21 protein-coding genes and 1 pseudogene are annotated in these 22046 nt (G+C 69.8%); 11 read left to right on the top strand and 11 right to left on the bottom strand.

Annotated features, from left to right (window positions below):
• Window positions 1-57: 57 nt before the first annotated feature.
• The gene (locus OG714_RS19885) at window positions 58-681 is read left to right on the top strand and encodes a hypothetical protein (protein ID WP_406122745.1); all 624 of its coding nucleotides are present in this window, start codon (window positions 58-60) and stop codon (window positions 679-681) included.
• 164 nt (window positions 682-845) lie between these two features.
• Here OG714_RS19885 and OG714_RS19880 read toward each other — a convergent pair.
• The 3 genes and pseudogenes from OG714_RS19880 to OG714_RS19870 all read right to left on the bottom strand — a co-directional run.
• A pseudogene (locus OG714_RS19880) lies at window positions 846-1001 on the bottom strand (DUF4291 family protein); the annotation flags it as partial.
• 186 nt (window positions 1002-1187) lie between these two features.
• A complete protein-coding gene (locus OG714_RS19875) occupies window positions 1188-1637 on the bottom strand; it encodes a DUF4304 domain-containing protein (RefSeq protein WP_406122744.1) in 450 nt (149 codons plus the stop codon).
• Window positions 1638-1738: 101 nt separating this feature from the next.
• On the bottom strand, window positions 1739-2332 hold the full coding sequence (locus tag OG714_RS19870) for a DUF4291 domain-containing protein (protein ID WP_406122742.1): 594 nt from the start codon (window positions 2330-2332) through the stop codon (window positions 1739-1741).
• Window positions 2333-2431: 99 nt separating this feature from the next.
• Here OG714_RS19870 and OG714_RS19865 point away from each other — a divergent pair, with 99 nt between their 5' ends.
• The 3 genes from OG714_RS19865 to OG714_RS19855 all read left to right on the top strand — a co-directional run bounded on the left by OG714_RS19865 (window position 2432) and on the right by OG714_RS19855 (window position 5347).
• A complete protein-coding gene (locus tag OG714_RS19865) occupies window positions 2432-3094 on the top strand; it encodes a hypothetical protein (RefSeq protein ID WP_406122740.1) in 663 nt (220 codons plus the stop codon).
• Between the two features lie 276 nt (window positions 3095-3370).
• Complete coding sequence (locus OG714_RS19860) at window positions 3371-4099, top strand: hypothetical protein (protein WP_406122738.1); 729 nt, start codon at window positions 3371-3373, stop codon at window positions 4097-4099.
• Between the two features lie 153 nt (window positions 4100-4252).
• Window positions 4253-5347, top strand: coding sequence for a hypothetical protein (locus OG714_RS19855; protein WP_406122736.1), 1095 nt, complete (start codon window positions 4253-4255; stop codon window positions 5345-5347).
• Window positions 5348-5991: 644 nt separating this feature from the next.
• Here the strand turns inward: OG714_RS19855 and msrA are convergent.
• Entirely contained in the window at window positions 5992-6702 is a 711-nt protein-coding gene (msrA, locus tag OG714_RS19850; protein ID WP_406122734.1) for a peptide-methionine (S)-S-oxide reductase MsrA, read from the bottom strand.
• 73 nt (window positions 6703-6775) lie between these two features.
• Window positions 6776-7894 carry a hypothetical protein gene (locus OG714_RS19845; protein WP_406122733.1) on the bottom strand — a complete coding sequence of 373 codons (1119 nt, stop codon included), beginning with the start codon at window positions 7892-7894 and terminating at the stop codon, window positions 6776-6778.
• 176 nt (window positions 7895-8070) lie between these two features.
• Between OG714_RS19845 and OG714_RS19840 the strand changes: the two genes are divergently transcribed.
• Window positions 8071-9225, top strand: a complete 1155-nt coding sequence (locus OG714_RS19840; protein WP_406122731.1) for a cystathionine gamma-synthase — start codon at window positions 8071-8073, stop codon at window positions 9223-9225.
• 39 nt (window positions 9226-9264) lie between these two features.
• On the opposite strand, the gene OG714_RS19835 is transcribed toward OG714_RS19840, so the two are convergent.
• The 3 genes from OG714_RS19835 to OG714_RS19825 form a co-directional block, all read right to left on the bottom strand.
• Window positions 9265-9513, bottom strand: a complete 249-nt coding sequence (locus OG714_RS19835) for a hypothetical protein (protein ID WP_406122730.1) — start codon at window positions 9511-9513, stop codon at window positions 9265-9267.
• Window positions 9514-9556: 43 nt separating this feature from the next.
• Window positions 9557-10060 (bottom strand): sigma factor-like helix-turn-helix DNA-binding protein, encoded by a 504-nt coding sequence (locus OG714_RS19830; RefSeq protein ID WP_406122728.1) that lies wholly within the window; start codon window positions 10058-10060, stop codon window positions 9557-9559.
• Window positions 10061-10242: 182 nt separating this feature from the next.
• Window positions 10243-10740, bottom strand: a complete 498-nt coding sequence (locus OG714_RS19825; protein ID WP_406122726.1) for a MarR family winged helix-turn-helix transcriptional regulator — start codon at window positions 10738-10740, stop codon at window positions 10243-10245.
• A gap of 163 nt (window positions 10741-10903) precedes the next feature.
• On the opposite strand from OG714_RS19825, the gene ilvA reads away from it, so the two are divergent.
• The 3 genes from ilvA to OG714_RS19810 all read left to right on the top strand — a co-directional run bounded on the left by ilvA (window position 10904) and on the right by OG714_RS19810 (window position 14197).
• On the top strand, window positions 10904-12133 hold the full coding sequence (ilvA, locus tag OG714_RS19820; protein WP_406122725.1) for a threonine ammonia-lyase: 1230 nt from the start codon (window positions 10904-10906) through the stop codon (window positions 12131-12133).
• Between the two features lie 193 nt (window positions 12134-12326).
• A complete protein-coding gene (locus OG714_RS19815; protein WP_406122723.1) occupies window positions 12327-13343 on the top strand; it encodes an ATP-binding cassette domain-containing protein in 1017 nt (338 codons plus the stop codon).
• Window positions 13340-14197 (top strand): ABC transporter permease, encoded by an 858-nt coding sequence (locus OG714_RS19810; protein WP_406122722.1) that lies wholly within the window; start codon window positions 13340-13342, stop codon window positions 14195-14197. The genes OG714_RS19815 and OG714_RS19810 overlap by 4 nt, the downstream gene beginning before the upstream one ends.
• A 90-nt stretch (window positions 14198-14287) precedes the next feature.
• Here the strand turns inward: OG714_RS19810 and greA are convergent, their stop codons facing one another.
• Together greA and OG714_RS19800 are read right to left on the bottom strand one after the other, a co-directional pair.
• Window positions 14288-14788 carry a transcription elongation factor GreA gene (gene greA, locus OG714_RS19805; RefSeq protein WP_363100201.1) on the bottom strand — a complete coding sequence of 167 codons (501 nt, stop codon included), beginning with the start codon at window positions 14786-14788 and terminating at the stop codon, window positions 14288-14290.
• A gap of 168 nt (window positions 14789-14956) precedes the next feature.
• Window positions 14957-15355, bottom strand: a complete 399-nt coding sequence (locus OG714_RS19800) for a DUF4307 domain-containing protein (protein WP_406122719.1) — start codon at window positions 15353-15355, stop codon at window positions 14957-14959.
• Between the two features lie 148 nt (window positions 15356-15503).
• Here OG714_RS19800 and mca point away from each other — a divergent pair, with 148 nt between their 5' ends.
• Both mca and OG714_RS19790 read left to right on the top strand, forming a co-directional pair.
• Window positions 15504-16364, top strand: a complete 861-nt coding sequence (gene mca, locus OG714_RS19795; RefSeq protein ID WP_406131878.1) for a mycothiol conjugate amidase Mca — start codon at window positions 15504-15506, stop codon at window positions 16362-16364.
• A complete protein-coding gene (locus OG714_RS19790; RefSeq protein ID WP_403583676.1) occupies window positions 16357-16626 on the top strand; it encodes a hypothetical protein in 270 nt (89 codons plus the stop codon). Before mca ends, OG714_RS19790 begins: the two co-directional genes overlap by 8 nt.
• A gap of 19 nt (window positions 16627-16645) precedes the next feature.
• Here OG714_RS19790 and OG714_RS19785 read toward each other — a convergent pair whose 3' ends face one another.
• A complete protein-coding gene (locus tag OG714_RS19785; protein ID WP_406122717.1) occupies window positions 16646-19849 on the bottom strand; it encodes a tetratricopeptide repeat protein in 3204 nt (1067 codons plus the stop codon).
• A gap of 147 nt (window positions 19850-19996) precedes the next feature.
• On the opposite strand from OG714_RS19785, the gene OG714_RS19780 reads away from it, so the two are divergent.
• Window positions 19997-22027 (top strand): thioredoxin domain-containing protein, encoded by a 2031-nt coding sequence (locus tag OG714_RS19780; RefSeq protein ID WP_406122715.1) that lies wholly within the window; start codon window positions 19997-19999, stop codon window positions 22025-22027.
• Window positions 22028-22046 lie beyond the last annotated feature (19 nt).

Raw genomic sequence — 22046 nt, 5'->3', positions numbered from 1 at the left:
TGTTGACCGGCCTATTGTTCGCGTCCGTCCGGGCGAGCGCTGTTAGGGTGCGCCGCCGTGAGTACAGATATCCATGGCGGCATCGAGTTTCGCCATCCCGGCGCCGGTACCGACTACTACGACGGCGAGCCCTGGGTGGCCGCCATGGACCTCTGGCCGCTGTACGACGAGACTGACTACGCGGCCTTCGGCTGTCTCTTCGGAGTGCGCAACTACGCGGGCTTCCAACCGCTCGCACCGGACCGGGGTCTTCCCACCGATCTGTCGAGCGGGATCCGCTCGCAGTTGGGTTCTTGGGTCACACCGGGCGACCGGCACAGCGCGAGTTGGGTCAGCTGGGCGGAGCTGGCCTCGATCGATCTCACGGCAACCCCGCATGAATTCAATGGTCGGCTGACGTGGCGCACGAAGGCGCTGCCATCGATCCTGCATCAGCATCCGGTTTCCGACTCGCGACTGCTTGAGGCCCTGTCCGTGGTGGGTGAACCACCGTCCGACCTGCACGACGCGACGGAACGCGTGGAGTGGGCCAACGGCGAACTGACCTGCGCGTACGAGCCGTTGACGGTCGGCGCGGTCCTGGGGCCTGAGACTCACTGGCCGCATGTCTTCGCTGTGATGAAGGCCCTGGCGGGCCGCTTCGGCGATGAAGGTGTTCGCCTGGTCGTGGCCTTCGACTGACTGCCTGGAGCCCGTCCCTCACAACGCAGGGGAACGCTGTCGGACCCCGCTCGCGAGCCACCCGCTTTCCTCCAGGCGTCCAACTGGTCCGCTCAGCGGGTCGGCCAGTAACCCGCCAGCCCTCCCGGTCGCGCCACCGGCAGCATGGATGTGGTCTGTGAACGAGGCTTGATGACCCACGTCATCCGGTCCCGCTTCCACACGGCGGGGAAGCGTCCCTCGCGGGCGGCGGGCACGCCGATCTCCGGGGGATACGCCTGGTAGACGGTGATCGTGGATTCCGAGTGGACCGCACGGATCCCCCGCTGCGGTTCTTCCATGGCAAACAGGCTGGGGGTCGTGCGGCGCACGAAGCCACCGGTTTTCGACGGCCGTTGCCCCTACGACAGCCGTTGACCCTACGACCGCCGGTCACCTGCGACTGTCGTTCGCTACGGCGGAGAGCGACCGGCCGCAGCACCGCCCGCGTGTCAGCTCAGTGGCTCAGCGGCCCAGCGGCTCCGCTCTCACGAACGCCGCCGCTCCCGAATCGCCGGCAGCGCATACCCCGTCACCGCGCTGATGACCCCACGGGCAATCGGCTCGGGGTCGGTCGTGGCCGAGATGGTCCACCAGGTGTCGCGGTTCGCGGGGAGGAGTCGGCCTATGCGGCTGTGCCAGGCCGCCGGGCCGTACACGGTGTTCGGGCTGGGGCGGGCGGGCAGGTCTGGCTGACGCCTGCGGGCCTGGGCCCAGCCGAGCTTGTCGGCCACGGTGACGTTGAAGGTGAACTCGACCTGCCCCGCCGTCTTGTGCGCGGCCTTCTGGAAGCCGATGAGCGCCCACGTCTCGAGATGCGGCAGTTCGTACGTCTGCCCCGAACCTTTGAAGCCGAGCGCACGCAGACCAGGAGCGATCCGTGCGCGCATGAGTGAGGTGAACGCCTGCTGCGCGGTGGGCGCGGAGCCGTCAGCCATCGGACGGCGCCACGACGGTCGGGCAGGACACTCCGGTCTTGGTGAACCTGTGCTGTCGTATGACCCATCGGTCGCAGCCGGCTGGTGAGTGAAGCAAACCGTCATCCCCGTAGGTGGGCAAGAAGTTCGTCTCCAACAGGATATGGGTGTTCCTGCGGCAACAGCCGGGCCGCGGAGTCCTGTTCGCCGCCGCTGACGAGGGCGTGGATCTCGCGGACGAGCGGGGTCACGTCCTGTAGCGAGACTGTCCACTCGTCCGCGTAGCGTCCTACCGCCTCACCGGAGAGGCCGAGTTGCAGCGACCGGTACGGCAGGGGTTGCAGGCACAGGTCCCGTTCGGGGTCCCACTGGACGCGAGCGGGCGCACGCTTCAACTGCCGCTGCCAGGTGGCTCGGTCGGGGTGCACCCCGCGTACGTAACTCGACAGGCACGCGTGTCGCAGCGCCCACTCGAAGCCATCGCGGGTGATCTCGACGGCCAGGATGGTTTCCTGCCCTGCTTTCGTGCCCCAGCCGCAGCGGTACATCATCCACAGGAACGACGGCTTGATCCACGTCATCCGGTCCCGCTTCCACACGGCGGGGAAGCGTCCCTCGCGGGCGGCGGGCACGCCGATCTCCGGGGGATACGCCTGGTAGACGGTGATCGTGGATTCCGAGTGGACCGCACGGATCCGGCGGTGCGGTTCTTCCATGGCGTACAGCGTGGGGCCGGCCGGGTCCGGACGACCACTGATTTTCGACCGCATCGGCAACCGGACAGCCGTGTCGCCGTACCCAGTAGCGTCCCCTTGGTGAATCTTCACCTCATCAACGATGTGCCCGACGGGCTGACCCGAAGAGCCCGGTCCTTTGTCAGTGCGCACGGCGTCAAGGTCGACGTCCAGCCGGTTGCGGAGCACAGACAGTGGTGGCTTGACCGGGAGATCCCGGCTGCGGTGATCGACCGAATGGCGGCTTATCAAGAGCGGTGGGGCGGTCTGCTCCTGCCGCCCGCATCGCGGTACGACGGAGGACCCAAGTACTTCGATCCTGACTCGCCCGAAGGCTCACCGTCCGAAGGATGGTGGTTCGAGGCAGGCTTGCAGCGGACCGCGGTCCCCTACTCATTCATGATCGGACCGGCCGGTGAGTTCGGTATCCACGCAGAGCGGTGGACGCCTTTTCACGCGACGGTTGAGGGATGGGTGGAGTCGATAGCGCTGACCCACCACGCATCCATGTGGGCGAAGCACATCACCAAGGTCACCGGCGACGACGTCGATCGCATCGCGCTGGACGCCTACGAGCCGGTGCGAGAGGTGAGGGGGTTGGCCGACACCTGGTGGCGGGGAAGGGACTCGTTGGTGGCGATCTATTCCGGGGAGGCTGAATGCCTCTCCTTTCCCAGGGGGCGTACAGCTCTCATCTACTCCGGCCTTGACGAGTGGGGACTGCGTGGGGGAGTCGGGCCGTAGCGCCGTGTTATGTGCCGGTGCCACGGCCGTCCGCTTCACGTACCAGGGCTTGTGCCGCCAGCTACTTCCCCGTTGCCTCCGGCGCGGGCGCGATGCCCGTCGGGCAAGTCGCCCCCGAGTTCATCCCGAACGGGGTACTTAGCTTGACCCCCGTCCCGCCGAGTCTGTCGTGCCGTGTGACCCACTGCGCTTCACCGCTCGGAAGCATCAACGGCGTCCCTACGGCGGAATTGCCTTCCACGCTTGGTCGAGGAAGACCGAAGGACACTGCGGAGCTTGGGAGTTCAGGTGCGGAACGACTTCAATGGAGCCGTGACTACGGCTCCGACGGACCGCACCGCCATCATCGCTGAACGGGTCTTGCTCAACGACGTCATGGCGAAACTCTGTCGGCGCAGGCCGGTCTTCCACTCCGAAGCCGACCTCCAACACAGTTTTGCCCGGGTGCTCTGGGAGTTGGCGTCGGACGTGCACTCCAGGCTTGAGGTGCCCCAGCGAGTGGCGGGCAAGACCGAATACTTGGACCTTCTGTGCCTCGGTCCTGAGAGTCGTACTGCGATCGAATTCAAGTACTTCACCCGAAGCTGGACGGGCACGACCGGTGCTCCGGCCGAGGACTACGCGCTGAAGGCGCATGGCGCCACCGACCTCGCTCGTCTGCACTTCGTCCGGGACATAGCGAGGCTGGAGCGCTTCTGCCGGCGGCGCGACCAGAACGGTCTCGCCCTCATGCTGACCAACGAGGCGTCCCTGTGGACTCCACCAGACCCCAGCCGCCGACGTACTCGGGATCACAACTTCCGAATTCATCACGGGCGGGAGCTCGCCGGGACCCTGCTCTGGGCCGAGGGAACCTACGAGCCGAACACATGCAGTCTGCGAGGTACGTACCCCCGCACATGGGAGACGTACTCCGAGCAGGGCGAAGCAGGCGGAGAGTTTCGCTACCTGGCGGTGTTTGTCGGCCCATCGGCTACCGGAGCCGGCGAAGCCGGAGGCGCGTAGCCCGTTCGTGGATCACTCCGCGAAGCGGAGCGAGTAGTCACGGAAAGGTGCGCGGCTGCCGTGGTGGCGCGCAGGCCCCAAGGGGGACGAAAAACAGGTTGGCCGGTCGCCGTCGAGCTGTGAGGATGCACCTGTTTCCCAAGCGGAGGACATTTGCTCGTCTTTGTGTGTGCCGGGTGTGACGCCAGACTGACCACCCCGTTGTCCCAGGTCGCCCTGCCGCCTCATGCCCATCAAAATTACGGGAACGGGATTCAGCTCCCGGTGCTCATGGAGTCGGGCACGTTCGCCGTGGATCCTGAGCCCTGGGGGCCGCCGTGGCGGGCGTGGAAGGACATCGATCCGGACGAGGCGGCAGCCCGCGGCATCTACGCGCCGGTCCACGCCCTGTCCGACGGCGCCCCGGGCACGATAGTCATCTCACCCGGAGACGCCCGAGGCACCCTGTTGGTCCCTGAGAAGGGCGGCGGCTACTGCTGCGGCCTCGACGGGGCGGACGGCCCCAACATGGCCTGCGAGTCGTGCGGCCTGGCCGTGGCGAGCCGGGTCGACGACTGCTCGCTGTGGCAGGCGGTGTGGCTTGCCCCGAACGCCGTGCGCCGTCTCCTCGTCGACGCGGACGACGCACCGCTCCCATGGGGGGAGTTGGCGGCGGAGGGAAAGGGCACGCCACCGTTCGAGCCGATCACCAGGTGGGGATCCCGGGCGGGGTCGAACCACTGGTGGTCGTGGAGCCCCCAGTGGGAGGCGGCAGCCGGCCGGGCGCTTGCCCACCTGCTGGTGGCCTCGGAAGGCCGGCCCGTGACCGTCCCGGACGGTCTGATCAACGAGGTGTTCCAACGAGCCCTCGACGTCCTGCTGCCCGGGGGCCTGCCGGCGCTGCGCGCCGTACTCGCCGGACCGGGGCTGCCCGTCCCTGATACGGACGCCGACATACTCCTCGTGCCGGACCACCCGCAGACGGGGGAGACCTGGACCCACGACGGCCCGGCATACGCGGTACCGCTGCCGTACGGGGTCTGGCTGTGGCTGGCCTCTCCCGAGCCGAACCTGCCCGTCCCCGCGTCGGGCGTCATGCCACACGGAGTCCTCCGCGACAACCCGCCCACGCCGCGCCCCGGTTACCTGTTCCGAGCCGATTCGGGAGCCTTCCAGCACACGCTGGTCCGGCTGCCGGCCAGTAGCAGCCCGTGGCTGCGCGAGATCCTTGAGAACCTTACGCAGCACATGCGCGCTCGCGTCTTCTAGTCGGCTGGTCGAAGAGAACCCGAGCCTCCTGGCACTGGGAACTATGCGATGAGCCTCGACCGAACGACGCTGCTGCTCAACTCGCCAACACGCCGTCCCGTACGGGTCCCCTGGCTCCTCGATTCCCGTCCCGGTCGGCCTGCGCTGCCATGTGGCCTGTCGGCCGGCTCCGCGCAGGGCGGAAGTCATTCCGCGGTGCGGTCTCTACCTTGGCGGTATGGACATGGAGAGGGCTGATGTGTGGCTGCGTTACCCGATGGACCTGCGACCGAACAGTGTGTCCCGGCGGGAAGGACGTTGTACCTGGCACGGCGACCGTGAGAGTCCTTGTGCAGAGGAGCCTGTCGTAGTCGTCCAGGATCGGGCTGGACGTCGATGGGCGACGTGCCTTCGGGGTGCGCATGCCGTCGCCGCCGACCGAGGCGTTCCCCTTCCCTCCTACTTGGTCGAGTAGTACGGGTGGGGTTGGCTACCGGAGCCGGCCGGCGGCATGACCGTCATGTCTCGAAGCGGCGTGCGTGGTCGCGGAGGCATTCTCCGAGACGCTGGAAGAGGGCCTCGACAGTGACCCTGTTCTGGTTCTTTTCCAGGTCCCTGGTCCGGGCCGGCAGCCACTCCCGGAGAACACGGGCATCGGCAAGCGATCAGTCATCCGTGGGAGCTGGCGCAAGGCCCGTCGGGCAAGACGCCCCCCAGTTCGTCCCGAACGGGTCACCTAGCTTGACCCCCGTCCCGCCGATCCCGCAGTACCCCGCCGGATTCTTGTCGAGGTACTGCTGGTGGTACCCCTCGGCCGGGTAGAACGCCCGCCCCTCCGCCGGGAGTATCTCCGTGCTGATCCTGCCGAAGCGCGAGCCCGTGAGGACCTGTTGGTAGGCCGTGCGGGACGCTTCCGCCGCGGCTGCCTGGGCGGGGGTGTGGGTGTGGATCGCCGAACGGTACTGCGTGCCCACGTCGTTGCCCTGGCGGAAGCCCTGGGTCGGGTTGTGCGACTCCCAGAACGTCCTCAGCAGCCTGTCGTACGAGATCAGCTTCGGGTCGTACACCACACGGACCACCTCCGTGTGGCCGGTCAGGCCCGAGCAGACCTCCTCGTACGTGGGGTTCTCCGTGTAGCCGCCCTGGTAGCCGACCAGCGTCGTCCACACACCCACCGGCAGCTGCCAGAACGTGCGCTCCGCACCCCAGAAGCAGCCCATTCCGAAGTCGGCGACCTCCAGGTGCTCGGGGTAGGGGCCGAGCAGCGGGGTGCCGAGAACGGTGTGGCGGTCGGGGACCGTGAACACCGGCTCGGGCCGGCCCTGCAAAGCCTGTTCGGGGGTTGGCAGTTGGGGCGTACGACTGTGCAGGAACATACGATCTCCAATCGGGCCTCAACGAGGGTCCGCACCCGCAGAACGGGCGGGACCCTCCGAGAATTCCGCCCGATCAGTGCGGCAGGCTCGCCGGACTCCCGCCGTTCGCCTCGTACCCCGCCACCGCCAGCGCCCGGTAGACCGCGAACTCCGCCGCCGGGTCCGGGGACAGGGTCCAGGGAAGCGCCCCGACGTGGCCGTCGATGTGTATGAGCTGGTTCATCGCCTCGGACCAACGCTCCGCGCGGACCAGGAAGAAGACCAGGAGATGGCGGACGTGCGCCAGCATCGGGTCGTCGGGGCGGGCCGCGTGGACGGCGAAGAGCGCGCCGTGGATCGCCTTCTCGACGACCTCGCTCTGGTAGAAGCTGCTGACCAGGTTCACCTCGGGGAGGTGCTCGAAGACCGCGAAGAGCGGCATCGCGGCAAGGAGGGAACCCTGCGGGGCCCGCGCGGCGGCCGCCTCCGCGAACGAGTTCGCCAGCTCGCGCGAGCCGTGCCACTTCTCGCACCAGTAGTGCAGCGCCGTCAGATGCGCCCCCATGTGGGCCGGCGCGCGATCGAGGATCTTCAGCCACAGCTGCTCGAACTCCGGCTGCGGATACGTCAGTCCGCGGGCCACCGACAGCTCGACGATGTACGGCACCGGGTCACCGGGGGAGAGGAGCGCCGCCTGTCCGCAGGCGTCCCGCGCCTCCTCCATGATGATCCGGAACTCGTCCGTCCCCCGCGTCGCTGTACGCCACGCCTGCTGCACCAGGAACTCCGCGTGGACGGCCGCGCCGCCCGCGTCCTTCGGGTGCTCGAGCCGCCACACTCGCAGCCACTGCCCGCCCGGTGTCTCGCTGACCCCGCCGGGCCGCTGCTGCAGCTCCAGCGACGCGGCACCCGCGAAGGCCTGCACACGCTGCCAGCGCAGCTCGCCCGTGATCTCGGTGCCGGCCAGCAGCTGCATCGCCGCGCGGTAGTCCTGCGTGCGCTGCACCAGGTCGAGGACGTCCAGTAGGTCCTGGTCGGGGCCGGGCATGCGGATGTCCAGCTCCTCCTCGGGCGCGAAGCCGTAGGTCGCCGGGTCCGCGGCGTCCGGGTGGCCCGGCGAGACCTGCTCGATCGCCCCGCGCCTGCGCCGCAGGAACGGGACCAGCACGAAGCCCATCATGACCAGCGCCATCAGGACCCAGAGAATCTCCATGCCTCAAGCGAACCAGACGGGTCCGACAATTGGCGAACCCGGTCCACCACCCTGTGGAAAACCGCCGCCGCACCGCCCCTCGACCCAGGGGAACACCGCCGCCGCCCTGCCCCCGCGGCCCTGTGGAAAACCTCCGGATCGTCGTCCACCCCGCGGGCGCACTACGCTCGGGGCTCATGAGCGACAGGCACATCAGTCAGCACTTCGAGACCCTCGCGATCCACGCGGGCAACACCGCCGATCCCTTGACCGGCGCGGTCGTCCCGCCGATCTACCAGGTCTCGACCTACAAGCAGGACGGCGTCGGCGGTCTGCGCGGCGGCTACGAGTACAGCCGTAGCGCCAACCCCACCAGGACCGCCCTGGAAGAGAACCTCGCCGCCCTGGAGGGCGGCCGCCGCGGCCTCGCGTTCGCGTCCGGACTGGCGGCCGAGGACTGCCTGTTGCGTACGCTGCTGAGCCCCGGCGACCACGTCGTCATCCCGAACGACGCGTACGGCGGCACCTTCCGTCTCTTCGCGAAGGTCGTCTCCCGGTGGGGCGTCGAGTGGTCGGTCGCCGACACCAGCGACCCGGCGGCGGTGCGGGCCGCCATCACCCCGAAGACCAAGGTCGTCTGGGTGGAGACCCCCTCGAACCCGCTGCTCGGCATCACCGACATCGCGGTCGTCGCGCAGATCGCCCGGGACGCGGGCGCGAAGCTCGTCGTCGACAACACCTTCGCGACGCCCTACCTCCAGCAGCCGCTGGCCCTCGGCGCGGACGTCGTCGTGCACTCCCTGACGAAGTACATGGGCGGTCACTCGGACGTGGTCGGCGGCGCGCTGATCGCGGCCGACGAGGCGCTCGGCGAGGAGCTGGCCTACCACCAGAACGCGATGGGCGCGGTCGCCGGGCCCTTCGACTCCTGGCTGGTGCTGCGCGGCGCCAAGACGCTGTCGGTGCGCATGGACCGGCACAGCGAGAACGCCACCAAGATCGCCGACATGCTCACCCGGCACGCACGCGTGACGCGCGTTCTCTACCCGGGCCTCCCGGAGCACCCCGGTCACGAGGTCGCCGCCAAGCAGATGCGGGCCTTCGGCGGCATGGTCTCCTTCCAGGTCGAGGGCGGCGAGGAAGCGGCCGTCGAGGTCTGCAACCGCGCCAAGGTGTTCACGCTCGGCGAGTCCCTGGGCGGTGTCGAGTCGCTGATCGAGCACCCGGGGCGCATGACGCACGCGTCCGTCGTCGGTTCGGCCCTGGAGGTCCCCGGCGACCTCGTACGCCTCTCCGTGGGCATCGAGAACGTGCAGGACCTCCTGGAGGACCTGCAGCAGGCACTGGGCTAGACACGACGGCCCACCGGCCCGGTCAACCCACCAGGACCCTCACCAACCCGTCAGCGGTGGAGTCGTCTCCGACGGCGGCTCCACCCAGGGATGGACCATCAGGGCCCACACGGTGAACGTCACGACCGCGGCCCACAGCAGCATCCACATCAGCCGCCGGGCGGCCCGTCTACGGCGCAGCATGCGGCCGCCGCGCCGCACGACGTCCGCGTACAGCTCCGGCGGCACCTGCGGCGGAGTCCGGTCCATGATCTGCCGTACAGCAGCTTCACGCTCGGGCCTGTTCACGCGCGCGTACCCCCGCTCCACGGACTCACGGGCCCCGTCGGCCTCATGACGGCACCACCTTGGCCCCGCCCACCTTCGGTGCCGGACCGCGCGGCGGGTGCAGCAGCGTCGCCGTCGCCCGCTCGCAGATCGTCCGGACCCGTTCCGTGGGGAGGCCGAGCAGTGCGGCGGCCTGTTCCTCGGCGACCCCCTCGTACAACCTGAGGACGACGATCAGCCGCTCCTGGGGTACGAGGGCGCCCAGTGGGCTGTCGGGGTGGGGGCGGCCCCGGCCGAGACCGCCGTACTGGTGCCAGGCCGCGCGGGCGAAGCGGCTGGCCAGATACTGGCGGGCGCGGTCGTACGGGTCCTCGCCGCGCAGCCGGTCCCAGCTCGCGTACGTGTGTGCCAGGGACAGCGTCAACAGGCGCCGCGCGCGCGGGTTGTCGTCCGGGGCCTCGGCGGTGAGCAGCGTGGCGGCATGCAGCAGCCGCCCTGCCGCGCCCGCGACGAACGCCTCGAACTCCCGGGCCCGGCGGGCGTCTTGAGACGCCTGCCGTTCTCGCACCGCGCAGTCTCCCCCCTGAAGGACCCGGTTTCATATGAGGCCAGGGCCGTCGCGAGGTCAAGAGTTCGGTACGAAAGGCGGGAGTCGGGCATCACGCGCGTGTGCCCGTGCTCTTGCGGAAACGGGCGCTCTTCAGGGACCTGTGTTCTTCAGGAACCCGCACTCTTCAGGGACAGCGTCCTTCAGGAAGCCGACGGCGTCTCGGCGCCCGGGACCGCCATCCGCGCGGAGAGGGCGCTGTTGAAGCGTGTGAGGAGCGTGCAGAACGCCTCGCGCTCCTCCGGCGCCCAGTCGTGTGTCAGCTCGTCCATCAACTGACGCCGGGACGACCGCACTTCCTCCAGCCGCGACTGTCCGCGCGGGGACAGCTGCAGCACCACCGCGCGGCCGTCCTCGGGGTGCGAGGTCCGCTTCACGAGCCCGGTGTCGACGAGCGGGGCCACCTGCCGGGTGACCGTCGACGAGTCGATCCCCATGCTCGCGGCGAGCGCCTTGACGCCCATCGGACCTTCCTTGTCCAGGCGGTTGAGCAGCAGATACGCGGCGCGGTCCATGGAGTTGCGCACCTGTCCGACTCCGCCGAGCCGGGTCTGTTCGGCACGGCGCGCGAACACCGCCACCTCGTGCTGCAGCGTGTCGAGGAGACCGGATTCACCGACGGTCGTCATGTCCATCGACATTTCAGGTGTTGTGGGCATGGCCGGGGGCTCGCTTCATGAAGGGGGTGCTGGATTGGGGGACAGAGTACGCGGCCGGAAGGCAGGCCGTACCGGGGCTGCGCAAACCAGTCTCGGAGCTTGGTCACAACCGTGGCGTGCGCCTGTGAACTGCGATGCTTGAGTCATGAGCTACAGCACGGCTGACTCCTTGCGACCCGTCACCCTCGACGATGTGCGCGGCGCCCAGAAGATGCTCATGGGCGTGGCGCGGGTGACCGCGATGGAAGGCAGCAGGCACCTGACCCAGCTCGTCGGCTCGCCGGTGCACTTCAAGTGCGAGAACCTCCAGCGGACGGGTTCGTTCAAGCTGCGCGGCGCCTACGTCCGTATCGCCGGACTGCTTCCCGAGGAGCGCGCCGCCGGTGTCGTCGCCGCGAGCGCCGGCAACCACGCCCAGGGTGTCGCCCTCGCCTCCGCACTCCTGGGCGTGCGCTCCACGGTGTTCATGCCCAAGGGCGCGCCCCTGCCGAAGATCAGCGCCACCAAGGAGTACGGGGCGGAGGTGCGCCTGCACGGCCACGTGGTCGACGAGACGCTGGCCGCCGCGCAGGAGTACGCCCATGAGACGGGCGCGGTGTTCATCCACCCCTTCGACCACCCGGACATCATCGCGGGCCAGGGCACGGTCGGCCTGGAGATCCTGGACCAGTGCCCCGAGGTGCGCACGATCGTCGTCGGCATCGGCGGCGGGGGACTCGCGGCCGGTGTCGCGGTCGCCGTGAAGGCGCTGCGGCCCGACGTGCGGATCGTGGGCGTACAGGCGGCGGGCGCGGCCGCGTTCCCGCCCTCGCTGGCGGCCGGGCGCCCGGTGTCGATCAAGAACCCGGCGACGATGGCCGACGGCATCAAGGTCGGGTGCCCCGGCGAGGTGCCGTTCGGGATCGTCGCCGAGCTGGTGGACGAGGTCCGCACGGTCAGTGAGGACGAGCTGTCCGCCGCGCTGCTGCTGTGCCTGGAGCGGGCCAAGCTGGTCGTCGAGCCGGCCGGTGCCAGCCCCGTCGCGGCGCTGCTGAGCGATCCGCGGGGCTTCGAGGGACCGGTCGTCGCGCTGCTGTCCGGCGGGAACGTCGACCCGCTGCTGCTCAACCGCATCCTGCGGCACGGCATGTCCGCGCAGGGCCGCTACCTGGCCGTGACGCTGCGGCTGACGGACCGGCCAGGGGCCCTCGCGACGCTTCTCGGGGTGTTGTCAGTGGTCGACGCTAACGTCCTCGATGTGAGCCACGTCCGGACCGATCCTCGGCTCGGGCTCACGGAGGCGGAGGTCGAGCTGCATCTGGAGACGAAGGGTCCGGTGCACTGCGCCGAGGTCGGCCACGCCCTGCGCGACGCGGGCTACACGGTCATCGACTGAGGTCAGAGGCAGTTCGCCGCTCCTCCCGTCACCTGTCCTGTCACTCGTTCGAGAAAATCTGTTGAGAGACGCGATACATCGCGTTATGGTGTGTCTCGTGTCGCCCGCAGGCGGAAGTGTGCCGCTCCCGTGGGCAGAACGAAAGACACATACCTAGGCTTTTCGAAGAATCCCCGACGACGTGGAGACTGATATGCCAGGCGCCATCTATGCCGAAGGCCTGGTGAAAACCTTCGGCGATGTGAAAGCTCTGGACGGCGTCGACCTCGATGTCCCCGAGGGCACCGTGCTGGGCCTCCTCGGGCCCAACGGCGCGGGCAAGACGACCGCCGTCCGCTGTCTGACCACGCTGCTGCGCCCCGACAGCGGCAAGCTGCTCGTCGCCGGCCTCGACGTGCTCAAGCAGCCCAACGAGGTGCGGCGCTCCATCGGCCTCTCCGGCCAGTTCGCCGCGGTCGACGAGTACCTGACCGGCCGGGAGAACCTCCAGATGGTCGGCCAGCTCTACCAGATGAAGGCCAAGGCCGCGAAGGCCCGGGCCGACCAGCTGCTCGACCAGTTCAACCTCGCGGACGCCGCCGACCGTACGGCCAAGACCTACTCCGGAGGCATGCGCCGCCGACTCGACCTGGCGGCCGCGCTCGTCGTCTCCCCGCCCGTGATGTTCATGGACGAGCCGACCACCGGCCTCGACCCCCGCAACCGCCAGATGCTGTGGGAGGTCATCAAGCAGCTCGTCTCCGGCGGTACGACACTGCTGCTGACCACCCAGTATCTGGAGGAGGCCGACCATCTCGCGCACGACATCGCGGTGGTCGACCACGGCCGCGTCATCGCCCGCGGCACCTCCGACCAGCTCAAGGCCCGCACCGGCGGCGAGCGCGTCGAGGTCGTCGTGCACGAGCGCGACCACATCCAGATCGCCTCCGAGGTCCTCCTCGGCTTCGGCAAGGGCGAGACCACGGTCGAGGAGCACACCCGCAAGCTCACCGTGCCCGTCACCGGCGGCGCGAAGCTCCTCGCCGAGGTGATCCGCGAGCTCGACTCCCGCGGCATCGAGATCGACGACATCGGCCTGCGCCGCCCCACCCTCGACGACGTGTTCCTGTCCCTGACGGGCCACCTGGCCGAGGAGAAGGCCGAGGAGAACGGCACGGACGACGGCCAGAACCCCAAGGACCGCAAGCACAAGAAGGAGGCCGCGAAGTGAGTGCCGTCACCGATGCCGCGCCGATCGCGGCGCCGAGCAGCGCGCTGGGCCAGTCCGTGCACGACTCACTGGTCGTCGCCAAGCGGAACTTGATCAGAATGTCCCGAATTCCCGAAATGGTAATTTTCGGGCTCATCCAACCCATCATGTTCGTGGTGCTGTTCACCTACGTCTTCGGCGGTTCCATGCAGATCGGCGGCAGCACCAGCGCCACCGACTACAAGAACTTCCTGATGGCCGGCATCTTCGCGCAGACCGTCACGTTCGCCACCGCCAGTTCCGGTGCGGGCATCGCCGACGACATGCACAAGGGCCTCATCGACCGGTTCCGTTCGCTGCCCATGGCGCGCGGTGCGGTGCTGACCGGGCGGACGCTCGCGGACCTCGTGCAGACCGCGCTGACCCTGCTGGTCCTCGCGATAGTCGCCCTGCTGGTCGGCTGGCGGGTCGGCTCGGACGGGGGCACCAACGCCGGCAAGGTCCTCGGTGCCTTCGGGCTGCTGCTTCTGCTCGGGTACGCGTTCACCTGGATCGGCGCCCTGATCGGGCTCAGCGTCCGTACGCCCGAGGCGGCCACCTCCGGCGGGCTGATCTGGCTCTTCCCGGTGACGTTCATCTCGAACGCCTTCGTGGACACCAGCAACATGACCCCCTGGCTGCGCCACATCGCCGAGTGGAACCCGTTCAGCGCCACCGTGCAGGCCTGCCGGGTGCTCTTCGCCAACCCGGGACAGTCGCCCTCCGACGCCTGGCCCATGGTGCACCCGGTGTGGGCCTCGCTGATCTACTCGCTGCTGATCATCCTCATCTTCCGGACGCTGGCGGTCCGGAAGTACCGCTCGGCCACGGCATGACGAAACCCCCGGCGCCGCAAGGTCGCCGGGGGCCCGCCGAAAGCCGAAAGCCGAAAGTAGCCCAAGGAGAACGAAGGCGGACGCCTCAGGTCAGCCGTTGTACGGCTCGGCCTTGAGGATCGTCACCGAGGCCTTCTTGCCGTTGGGCAGCTCGTACTGCGCTTCCTCGCCGACCTTGTGGCCGAGCACGCCGGAGCCCAGCGGGGACTGCGGCGAGTAGGTCTCGATGTCGGCGCTCGCGTACTCGCGCGACGCGAGCAGGAAGGTCGTGGTGTCGCTCTCGTCGCCGTCGAAGGCGATCGTGACGACCATGCCGGGCGCGACCGCGCCGTCCGTCGACGCCGGAGCCTCGCCGACCTTGGCCTTCTCCAGAAGCTGGGTCAGCTGGCGGATGCGGAGCTCCTGCTTGCCCTGCTCCTCCTTGGCCGCGTGGTACCCGCCGTTCTCGCGCAGGTCGCCCTCCTCGCGAGCGGCCGCGATCTTCACGGTGATCTCGGCGCGCGCGGGACCAGACAGGTACTCCAGCTCGTCCTTGAGCTTGGTGTACGCCTCCTGCGTGAGCCAGGTGACGTCTTCGCTGGTCTGGGTCACAGGTGCTCCTCGTAGGTACTGGGAATACAAAGCATCGCCCTACCCAGAAGAATGTTCCTTCATGGAAGGGCGAAACCACGAGCCTAACAATTCAACGGCGTCAGGGGGAGGACATAAGCCGTCAGACATACGTCAACGCTGGTCAGCGCCTACGTAACGAGGATGACGTCAGTCGGAGTGGCAGCCCAGCAGCTCGGCCGTGGTGCCCCTGGCCGTGGTGCGCAGGGTGACGACCCTGTCGATGCGGGTCGCGGAGCCGCCGAAGTGGAAGTCGGCGCGGCCCACCTCGGACTGGTCGGCGGCCTGGGAGCGCAGGGTGCAGTAGCCCGTGGTCCCGGAGTCCTTGTGGACCTCGAGATGCACCTTGACCTCGTTGCCCGAGGCCTGGAAGGTGATCACCTCGGCGCTGATCTTGGCCTCGAAGACGTAGTGGTAGGCGAAGTACCCGACGAGGGCGAGCAGGCCCGTCGCGAGGACGGCACCGGCGATCCTGAGCTTGTGGTCGGCACGCTCGTCCGACGAGCGGCCGTAACGGCCCTCGGGCAGTCGCGCACTCGCCGTACTCATGATCGTCCTTTCGGCAAGGGGCCTTTCGAACCGGCCCCCGGAATTATTCGCCCCCGGATTCGGTCACTATAGAAGCCGCCGATCGCACCCCAATACACCGGGGCGCCGACCTACTGAGGATTGAGTCTTGACTGACCAGCTGCGACTGATGGCCGTCCATGCGCACCCCGACGACGAGTCGAGCAAGGGCGCGGCCACCATGGCGAAGTACGTGTCCGAGGGGGTGGACGTGCTGGTCGTGACCTGCACGGGCGGGGAGCGCGGCTCCATCCTCAACCCGAAGCTCCAGGGCGACACGTACATCGAGGAGCACATCCACGAGGTGCGCAAGAAGGAGATGGACGAGGCCCGCGAGATCCTCGGCATCAAGCAGGAGTGGCTCGGCTTCGTCGACTCGGGGCTGCCCGAGGGCGACCCGCTGCCGCCGCTGCCCGAGGGCTGCTTCGCGCTGGAGGACGTCGACAAGGCGGCCGGCGAGCTGGTGAAGCAGATCCGTTCGTTCCGTCCGCAGGTGATCACCACCTATGACGAGAACGGCGGCTATCCGCACCCCGACCACATCATGACCCACAAGATCTCGATGGTGGCGTTCGAGGGCGCGACGGACACCGAGAAGTACCCGGAGTCGGAGTACGGCCCGGCGTACCAGCCGCAGAAGCTGTACTACAACCAGGGCTTCAACCGGCAGCGCACCGAGGCCCTGCACAGCGCGCTGCTGGCGCGCGGCCTGGAGTCGCCGTACGAGGAGTGGCTCAAGCGCTGGACCGAGTCGGGGCACACCGAGCGCACGCTCACCACGCACATTCCGTGCTCCGAGTTCTTCGAGATCCGCGACAAGGCGCTGCTCGCGCACGCCACGCAGATCGATCCCGACGGCGGCTGGTTCCGGGTCCCGATGGAGATCCAGAAGGAGGTCTGGCCGACCGAGGAGTACGAGCTCGCGAAGTCCCTCGTCGCCAGCTCCCTCCCCGAGGACGACCTCTTTGCGGGCATCCGCGACAATGCCTGACATGAGCTCAAGCGCAGCCCTGGCAATGACGCACCTGGTCCCCCTCGCCGAGGTCGACGAGAACAAGGTCACCCCCGGCGTCCTCGGCTTCATCGTGTTCGCGGTGATGGCCCTGGCCGTCTGGGGCCTGATGAAGTCCATGAGCAAGCAGATGAACAAGGTCGACTTCAAGGAGGGCGCGGACCCGAAGGCCGAGTCGGCCGCCGAGTCGAAGGCCGAGTCCGGGGCCGCCCCGGCCGAACCCAAGGCCAAGCAGGGCTGACCGGGCGGAGCCGCGGAGGTCAGGGGGTGCCGGACACCGTCACCCCCATCACCTCCCGCGCATGCCGGCTCGGCACCATGCCCAGCCGCCACGCCTGCCAGCCCGCCTCCAGGTTCACGCCCCGCTCCAGCAGCAGCTGGTACGCCTCCACGTAGTCGTCGAGTTTCTCGTCGCGGTACGGGTGGCCGCTGCGGGACAGCTGGGCGAGTTCCTCCTGGGCGACCGCCGTGCCGACCTCGACCCCGCCGGGGGCCGCGTACGGCAGCAGTGTGGAGCGCAGGAAGTGGGCCCAGTCAGCGCCGCGGTGGTCGCCGTACGAGGTGAACAGGCCGACGGCCTCGTCGCACAGTGTCAGTGCCTGTTGCGTACGGGCGTTGCCCGCGTCGACGACCGCGAGCTCCAGGCAGGTCCACGCCTCGCCGTGGGCGACGCCGATGCGCTGGAAGTCGGCGCGGGCGTCGACCAGGAGCTGGCGGGCGAACCCGGAGTTGCGCAGCGAACCGGTCTGGGCCGCGCGCTGGTCGCGGGTCGCGCGCGCCGAGTGGTGCCGGGCGCAGGCCAGGCCGTAGACGTCGCGCATGCGGGAGAACATCGTGCGGGAGCGTTCCAGCTCGCGTACCGCGAGGTCCAGGTTGCCGGTCTCCTCCAGGGCCTGGCCGAGGTAGTAGACGGTCCAGGCCTCGCCGCGGGCGTCCTCGTTGTCGCGGTGCCGGGCGGCCGCCTGGCGCAGGCCGTCGACCGCCGGGGACGGGTCGCCGGCGACGAGCCGGGCGCGGGCCAGCTGGGTCAGCGCCCAGGCCTCGCCGCGGGCGTCGCGGGTGCGGCCGTAGAGGCCGAGGGCGGTGGTCAGTTCGGACTCCGCGCGCGGGATGTCGCCCATGCGCAGGCCGAGTTGGCCGAGCTGGAAGTGGGCCCAGGCCTCGCCGTGGACGGATTCGCCGGCGCGGTGCAGGACGAGGGACTCGGTCAACAGGCGCATGGCCTCGGGGAGTCGGGCGCGATCCCGCTCCACGGCGGCCAGGGCGTGCATCGTCCAGGCGCGGTCCGTGGCCAGTTGGGGCGGCGCCTGGAGGTCGAGGGCCTCGCGGAGCTTCGCCGCCGCCTCGGTGAGGTTGCCCTGGTGGTGGAGGGTGATGCCGAGCGAGCACAGGGCGCGCGCGGCGCCCGCGTCGTGATGGGCCTCCATGTAGAGGTCGACGACGGAGGTGAGGGTGGTGCGCGCCTTGTCGAGCTCGCCGAGCTGCCGGGCCGCGATACCGGTGCGCCACTGCACCGAGCGGACAAGGAGGCCCTGGTCGACGGCCTGCGCCAACTCGCTGATCTCACCGAGTCGGTAGAGGTCGCCGCGCAGCAGGCAGTAGTCGCACAGCGCGCCCAGCAGATTCAGTACGGCGCCCTGGTCGACGCCCTCCGCGTGCCGCAGCGTCGAGGTGATGAAGCTCGACTCGTCGTCCAGCCAGCGCAGCGCCTCGTCGAGCGAGGTGAAGCCGTGCGGGCCGAACCGGTCCGAGCGCGTCGACATGTTGCCGTCGACCAACCGCAGGACGGAGTCGGCCAGTTCGCCGTAGTTCACGATCAACCGCTCCTGCGCGGCCGTACGTTCCGAGGACTCCTCCTCGTCGAGGAGGCGGGCCTGGGCGAAGGCGCGGACCAGGTCGTGCAGGCGGTAGCGGGTGCCGCGGACGTGGTCGATGAGGCCCGCCCGGGACAGGGCCTCCAGTTGGCGGGTGGCCTCCGGCTGGTCGGTGGCCAGCAGGGCGGCGGCAGCCGCCGCGCCCAGTGAGGCCCGGCCGGCCAGCGCCAGCCGGCGCAGCAGCCTGCGGGCCTGGTCCGACTGGTCGGTGTAGCGCAGCCACAGCGCCCGCTCGACCGGTTCCACCGGGCCGTACGCGCCGAGGTCCGTGGCCAGTTGACGCGGTGAGCGCGGGCCGAGGGACGAGCCCGCGATCCGCAGCGCCAGCGGCAGCCCGCCGCACAACTCCCTGATCAGGTCGGTGGATTCGGCGTCGTACGGCTCCGAACCGTCCTGCGCCGCCGTGCCCAGCAGCTCCTCCGCGCCCGCCGCGTCCAGTGACTCCACCGGCAACTGGTGGACCCAGGCGGCCAGTTCGGCGGGCAGGTCGAGGGGCTTGCGGGCGGTGACCACGACCAGGCTGTCCGAGCGCTCGGGCACCAGCGTGGCCACCTGCGCGACGTCGGAGGCGTCGTCCAGGACGATCGTCACCGGCAGACCGGTCAGGTGCTGGTGGTACAACTCGCCCAGCCGCTTGACCTGTTGGTCGGGTGAGGAGCGCTCACGGAACAGCAGCTGCTCGCGGGGCGCGCCGAGCCGGTTCAACAGGTGCAGCAGGGCGTCCCGGGTGGGCAGCGGCGGCTCGCCCGGGCTGTCGCCGCGCAGATCCACCACGCAGGCACCGCGGAACTGGTCCCGCAGATCGTGCGCGGCCCGCACCGCGAGGCTGGTGCGCCCCGAGCCGGGCGCGCCGTGCAGCACGACCACGGTCGGCCGGGTCTCCGTACTCGCCCTGGCCGCCTGCACCAACTGCCGAATCCGGGCCAGCTCCGCCCGCCGGCCGGCGAACGCGCCGACCGCGTCCGGAAGTTGACCGAAAGACTGCTCCAGCACACTCCGCCTGCGGGCCGCCGCGCTCTTGTCCGCGCCGCGCAACCGCGGCCCCGGCTTCCGCGTCGGCCCGGTGGACGCGGCGAGCACCCGCTGCTGGTCCAGGAACGGCCGGATGCCCCGCACCTCCAGCGCCGTCAGCCACTGCAACCGCAGCTGCTCCGGGCCACCGGGCTGGCTCGCGGCACCGGCGCGGTGATGCGCGGCCGGCAGATGCGCGGCGGTCACCTTCACGACGGTGGCCGCCGCGCCCACGACGCCGACGGTCACCCCGGCGCCGAACGCCGTGCCGGTACCGGTGCCGAGACCCAGGTCGGCCACCACCGCCGCGACCGCGGCAACGGCCGCCACCAGCAGGGGAGTTCCGCCGCCCTCCCGCGCGTACCGCTGCCCGAAGGTGAGCTGTCCGGCCGCCGCCTCGTCCAGCGCCCCCGTATAGGCCTCGTACTCCTCGGCCGCCGTCTGGGCCATGGCGTCCAGAGCGGCCCGGGACCGCGTCAGCAGCACCTGCCCGTCCGTGCGCCCGCCGGAGCGCCGCACCTCCTCCTCCACGGCCCGAGCCAACAGCCGCTCGGCATCGCTCCGATGGCCGTCCCGCATGTCACGTCCCCCTCCGGCGGCAACTCCTTGGCCTATGAGTGTCCTTCGGCGGAGGCGGGAGCGCGAGAGGGCGACGATCATCCGTCGGCCGTACGGGAGCGGGAGGCGGTCCCGCGGTCATCGGCTCCGGTCGGGCACGATGGGGGCATGCCGAACCGACTGGCCCATGAGACCTCCCCCTATCTGCTCCAGCACGCCGACAATCCCGTCGACTGGTGGCCCTGGTCGGCCGAGGCCTTCGACGAGGCGCGGCGGACGAACCGGCCGGTGCTGCTCAGCGTCGGGTACAGCAGCTGTCACTGGTGCCACGTCATGGCCCACGAGTCCTTCGAGGACCGGCCCACCGCCGACTACCTCAACGAGCACTTCGTCGGCGTCAAGGTCGACCGCGAGGAACGCCCCGACGTCGACGCCGTCTACATGGAGGCCGTCCAGGCGGCCACCGGCCAGGGCGGCTGGCCCATGACCGTGTTCCTCACCCCGGACGCCGAGCCCTTCTACTTCGGCACCTACTTCCCGCCCGCGCCCCGCCACGGCATGCCCTCCTTCCGCCAGGTCCTCGAAGGCGTGCGCAGCGCCTGGACCGACCGGCGGGACGAGGTCGCCGAGGTCGCCGGGAAGATCACGCGGGACCTCGCCCAGCGCGAGATCGACTACGGCAGCACCGAGGCCCCCGGCGAGGAGGAGCTGTCCGGCGCGCTCCTCGGGCTCACGCGGGAGTACGACCCGCAGCGCGGCGGATTCGGCGGCGCGCCCAAGTTCCCGCCGTCCATGGCACTGGAGTTCCTGCTCCGCCACCACGCCCGCACCGGCTCCGAGGGCGCCCTGGAGATGGCCCGGGACACCTGCGAGCGCATGGCACGCGGCGGGATCTACGACCAGCTCGCGGGCGGGTTCGCCCGTTACTCCGTCGACCGCGAGTGGGTCGTCCCGCACTTCGAGAAGATGCTCTACGACAACGCCCTGCTCTGCCGGGTCTACGCCCACCTCTGGCGCAGCACCGGGTCCGAGCTGGCCCGGCGCGTGGCAGTGGAGACCGCCGACTTCATCGTGCGTGAACTGCGCACGAACGAGGGCGGGTTCGCCTCCGCCCTCGACGCCGACAGCGACGACGGCACCGGCAAGCACGTCGAGGGCGCCTACTACGTCTGGACGCCCGAGCAGCTCACCGAGGTTCTGGGTGAGAAGGACGGCGGACTCGCCGCCCAGTACTTCGGCGTGACCGACGACGGGACCTTCGAAGAGGGGCAGTCAGTCCTCCAACTCCCGCAGACCGAAGGGGTCTTCGACGCCGAGAAGGTCGAGTCGGTCAGGAGCCGTCTCCTCGCCGCCCGTTCGCAGCGTCCCGCTCCCAGCCGCGACGACAAGGTGGTCGCCGCCTGGAACGGCCTCGCGATCGCCGCACTCGCCGAGACCGGCGCCTACTTCGACCGCCCCGACCTGGTCGAGGCCGCCGTCTCCGCCGCCGATCTCCTCGTACGCCTGCATCTGGACGAGCACGCCAAGCTGGCCCGCACCAGCAAGGACGGCCAAGTCGGGGCGAACGCCGGGGTGTTGGAGGACTACGCCGATGTCGCAGAGGGCTTCCTCGCGCTGGCGTCGGTGACGGGGGAGGGGGTCTGGCTGGAGTTCGCCGGGTTCCTGCTCGACCACGTGCTCGCCGGGTTCGTCGACGAGTCGGGTGCCCTGTACGACACTGCCGTCGACGCCGAGCAACTCATCCGGCGGCCGCAGGACCCGACCGACAACGCCACTCCGTCCGGGTGGACCGCCGCAGCGGGTGCGCTGCTCAGCTATGCCGCGCAGACCGGCGCCGAGCCCCATCGCACCGCCGCCGAGCGGGCGTTGGGGGTCGTGAAGGCGCTCGGACCGCGCGTGCCGCGGTTCATCGGGTGGGGGCTCGCGGTCGCCGAGGCGTACCTCGACGGGCCGCGCGAGGTGGCCGTCGTAGGGCCCTCGCTCACCGATGAGGGCACAAAAGCCTTGCACCGTACGGCGCTTCTGGGCACCGCGCCGGGGGCCGTGGTCGCCTTCGGGGTGGCGGAGAGTGACGAGCTGCCGTTGCTCGCCGACCGGCCCTTGGTCGATGGTGGACCGGCCGCGTACGTTTGCCGTAACTTTACCTGCGACGCGCCGACGACCGACCCCGAGCGGCTGCGCACCGCGCTGAACAGGTGAAACGGCGGAGTCGTAACCA

Origin of the sequence: Streptomyces sp. NBC_00989 (assembly GCF_045162655.1) — a bacterium.
Taxonomy (GTDB): domain Bacteria; phylum Actinomycetota; class Actinomycetes; order Streptomycetales; family Streptomycetaceae; genus Streptomyces.
The sequence above is the reverse complement of the archived record's forward strand: the minus strand, read 5'-3'. Positions and strand labels throughout refer to the sequence as shown.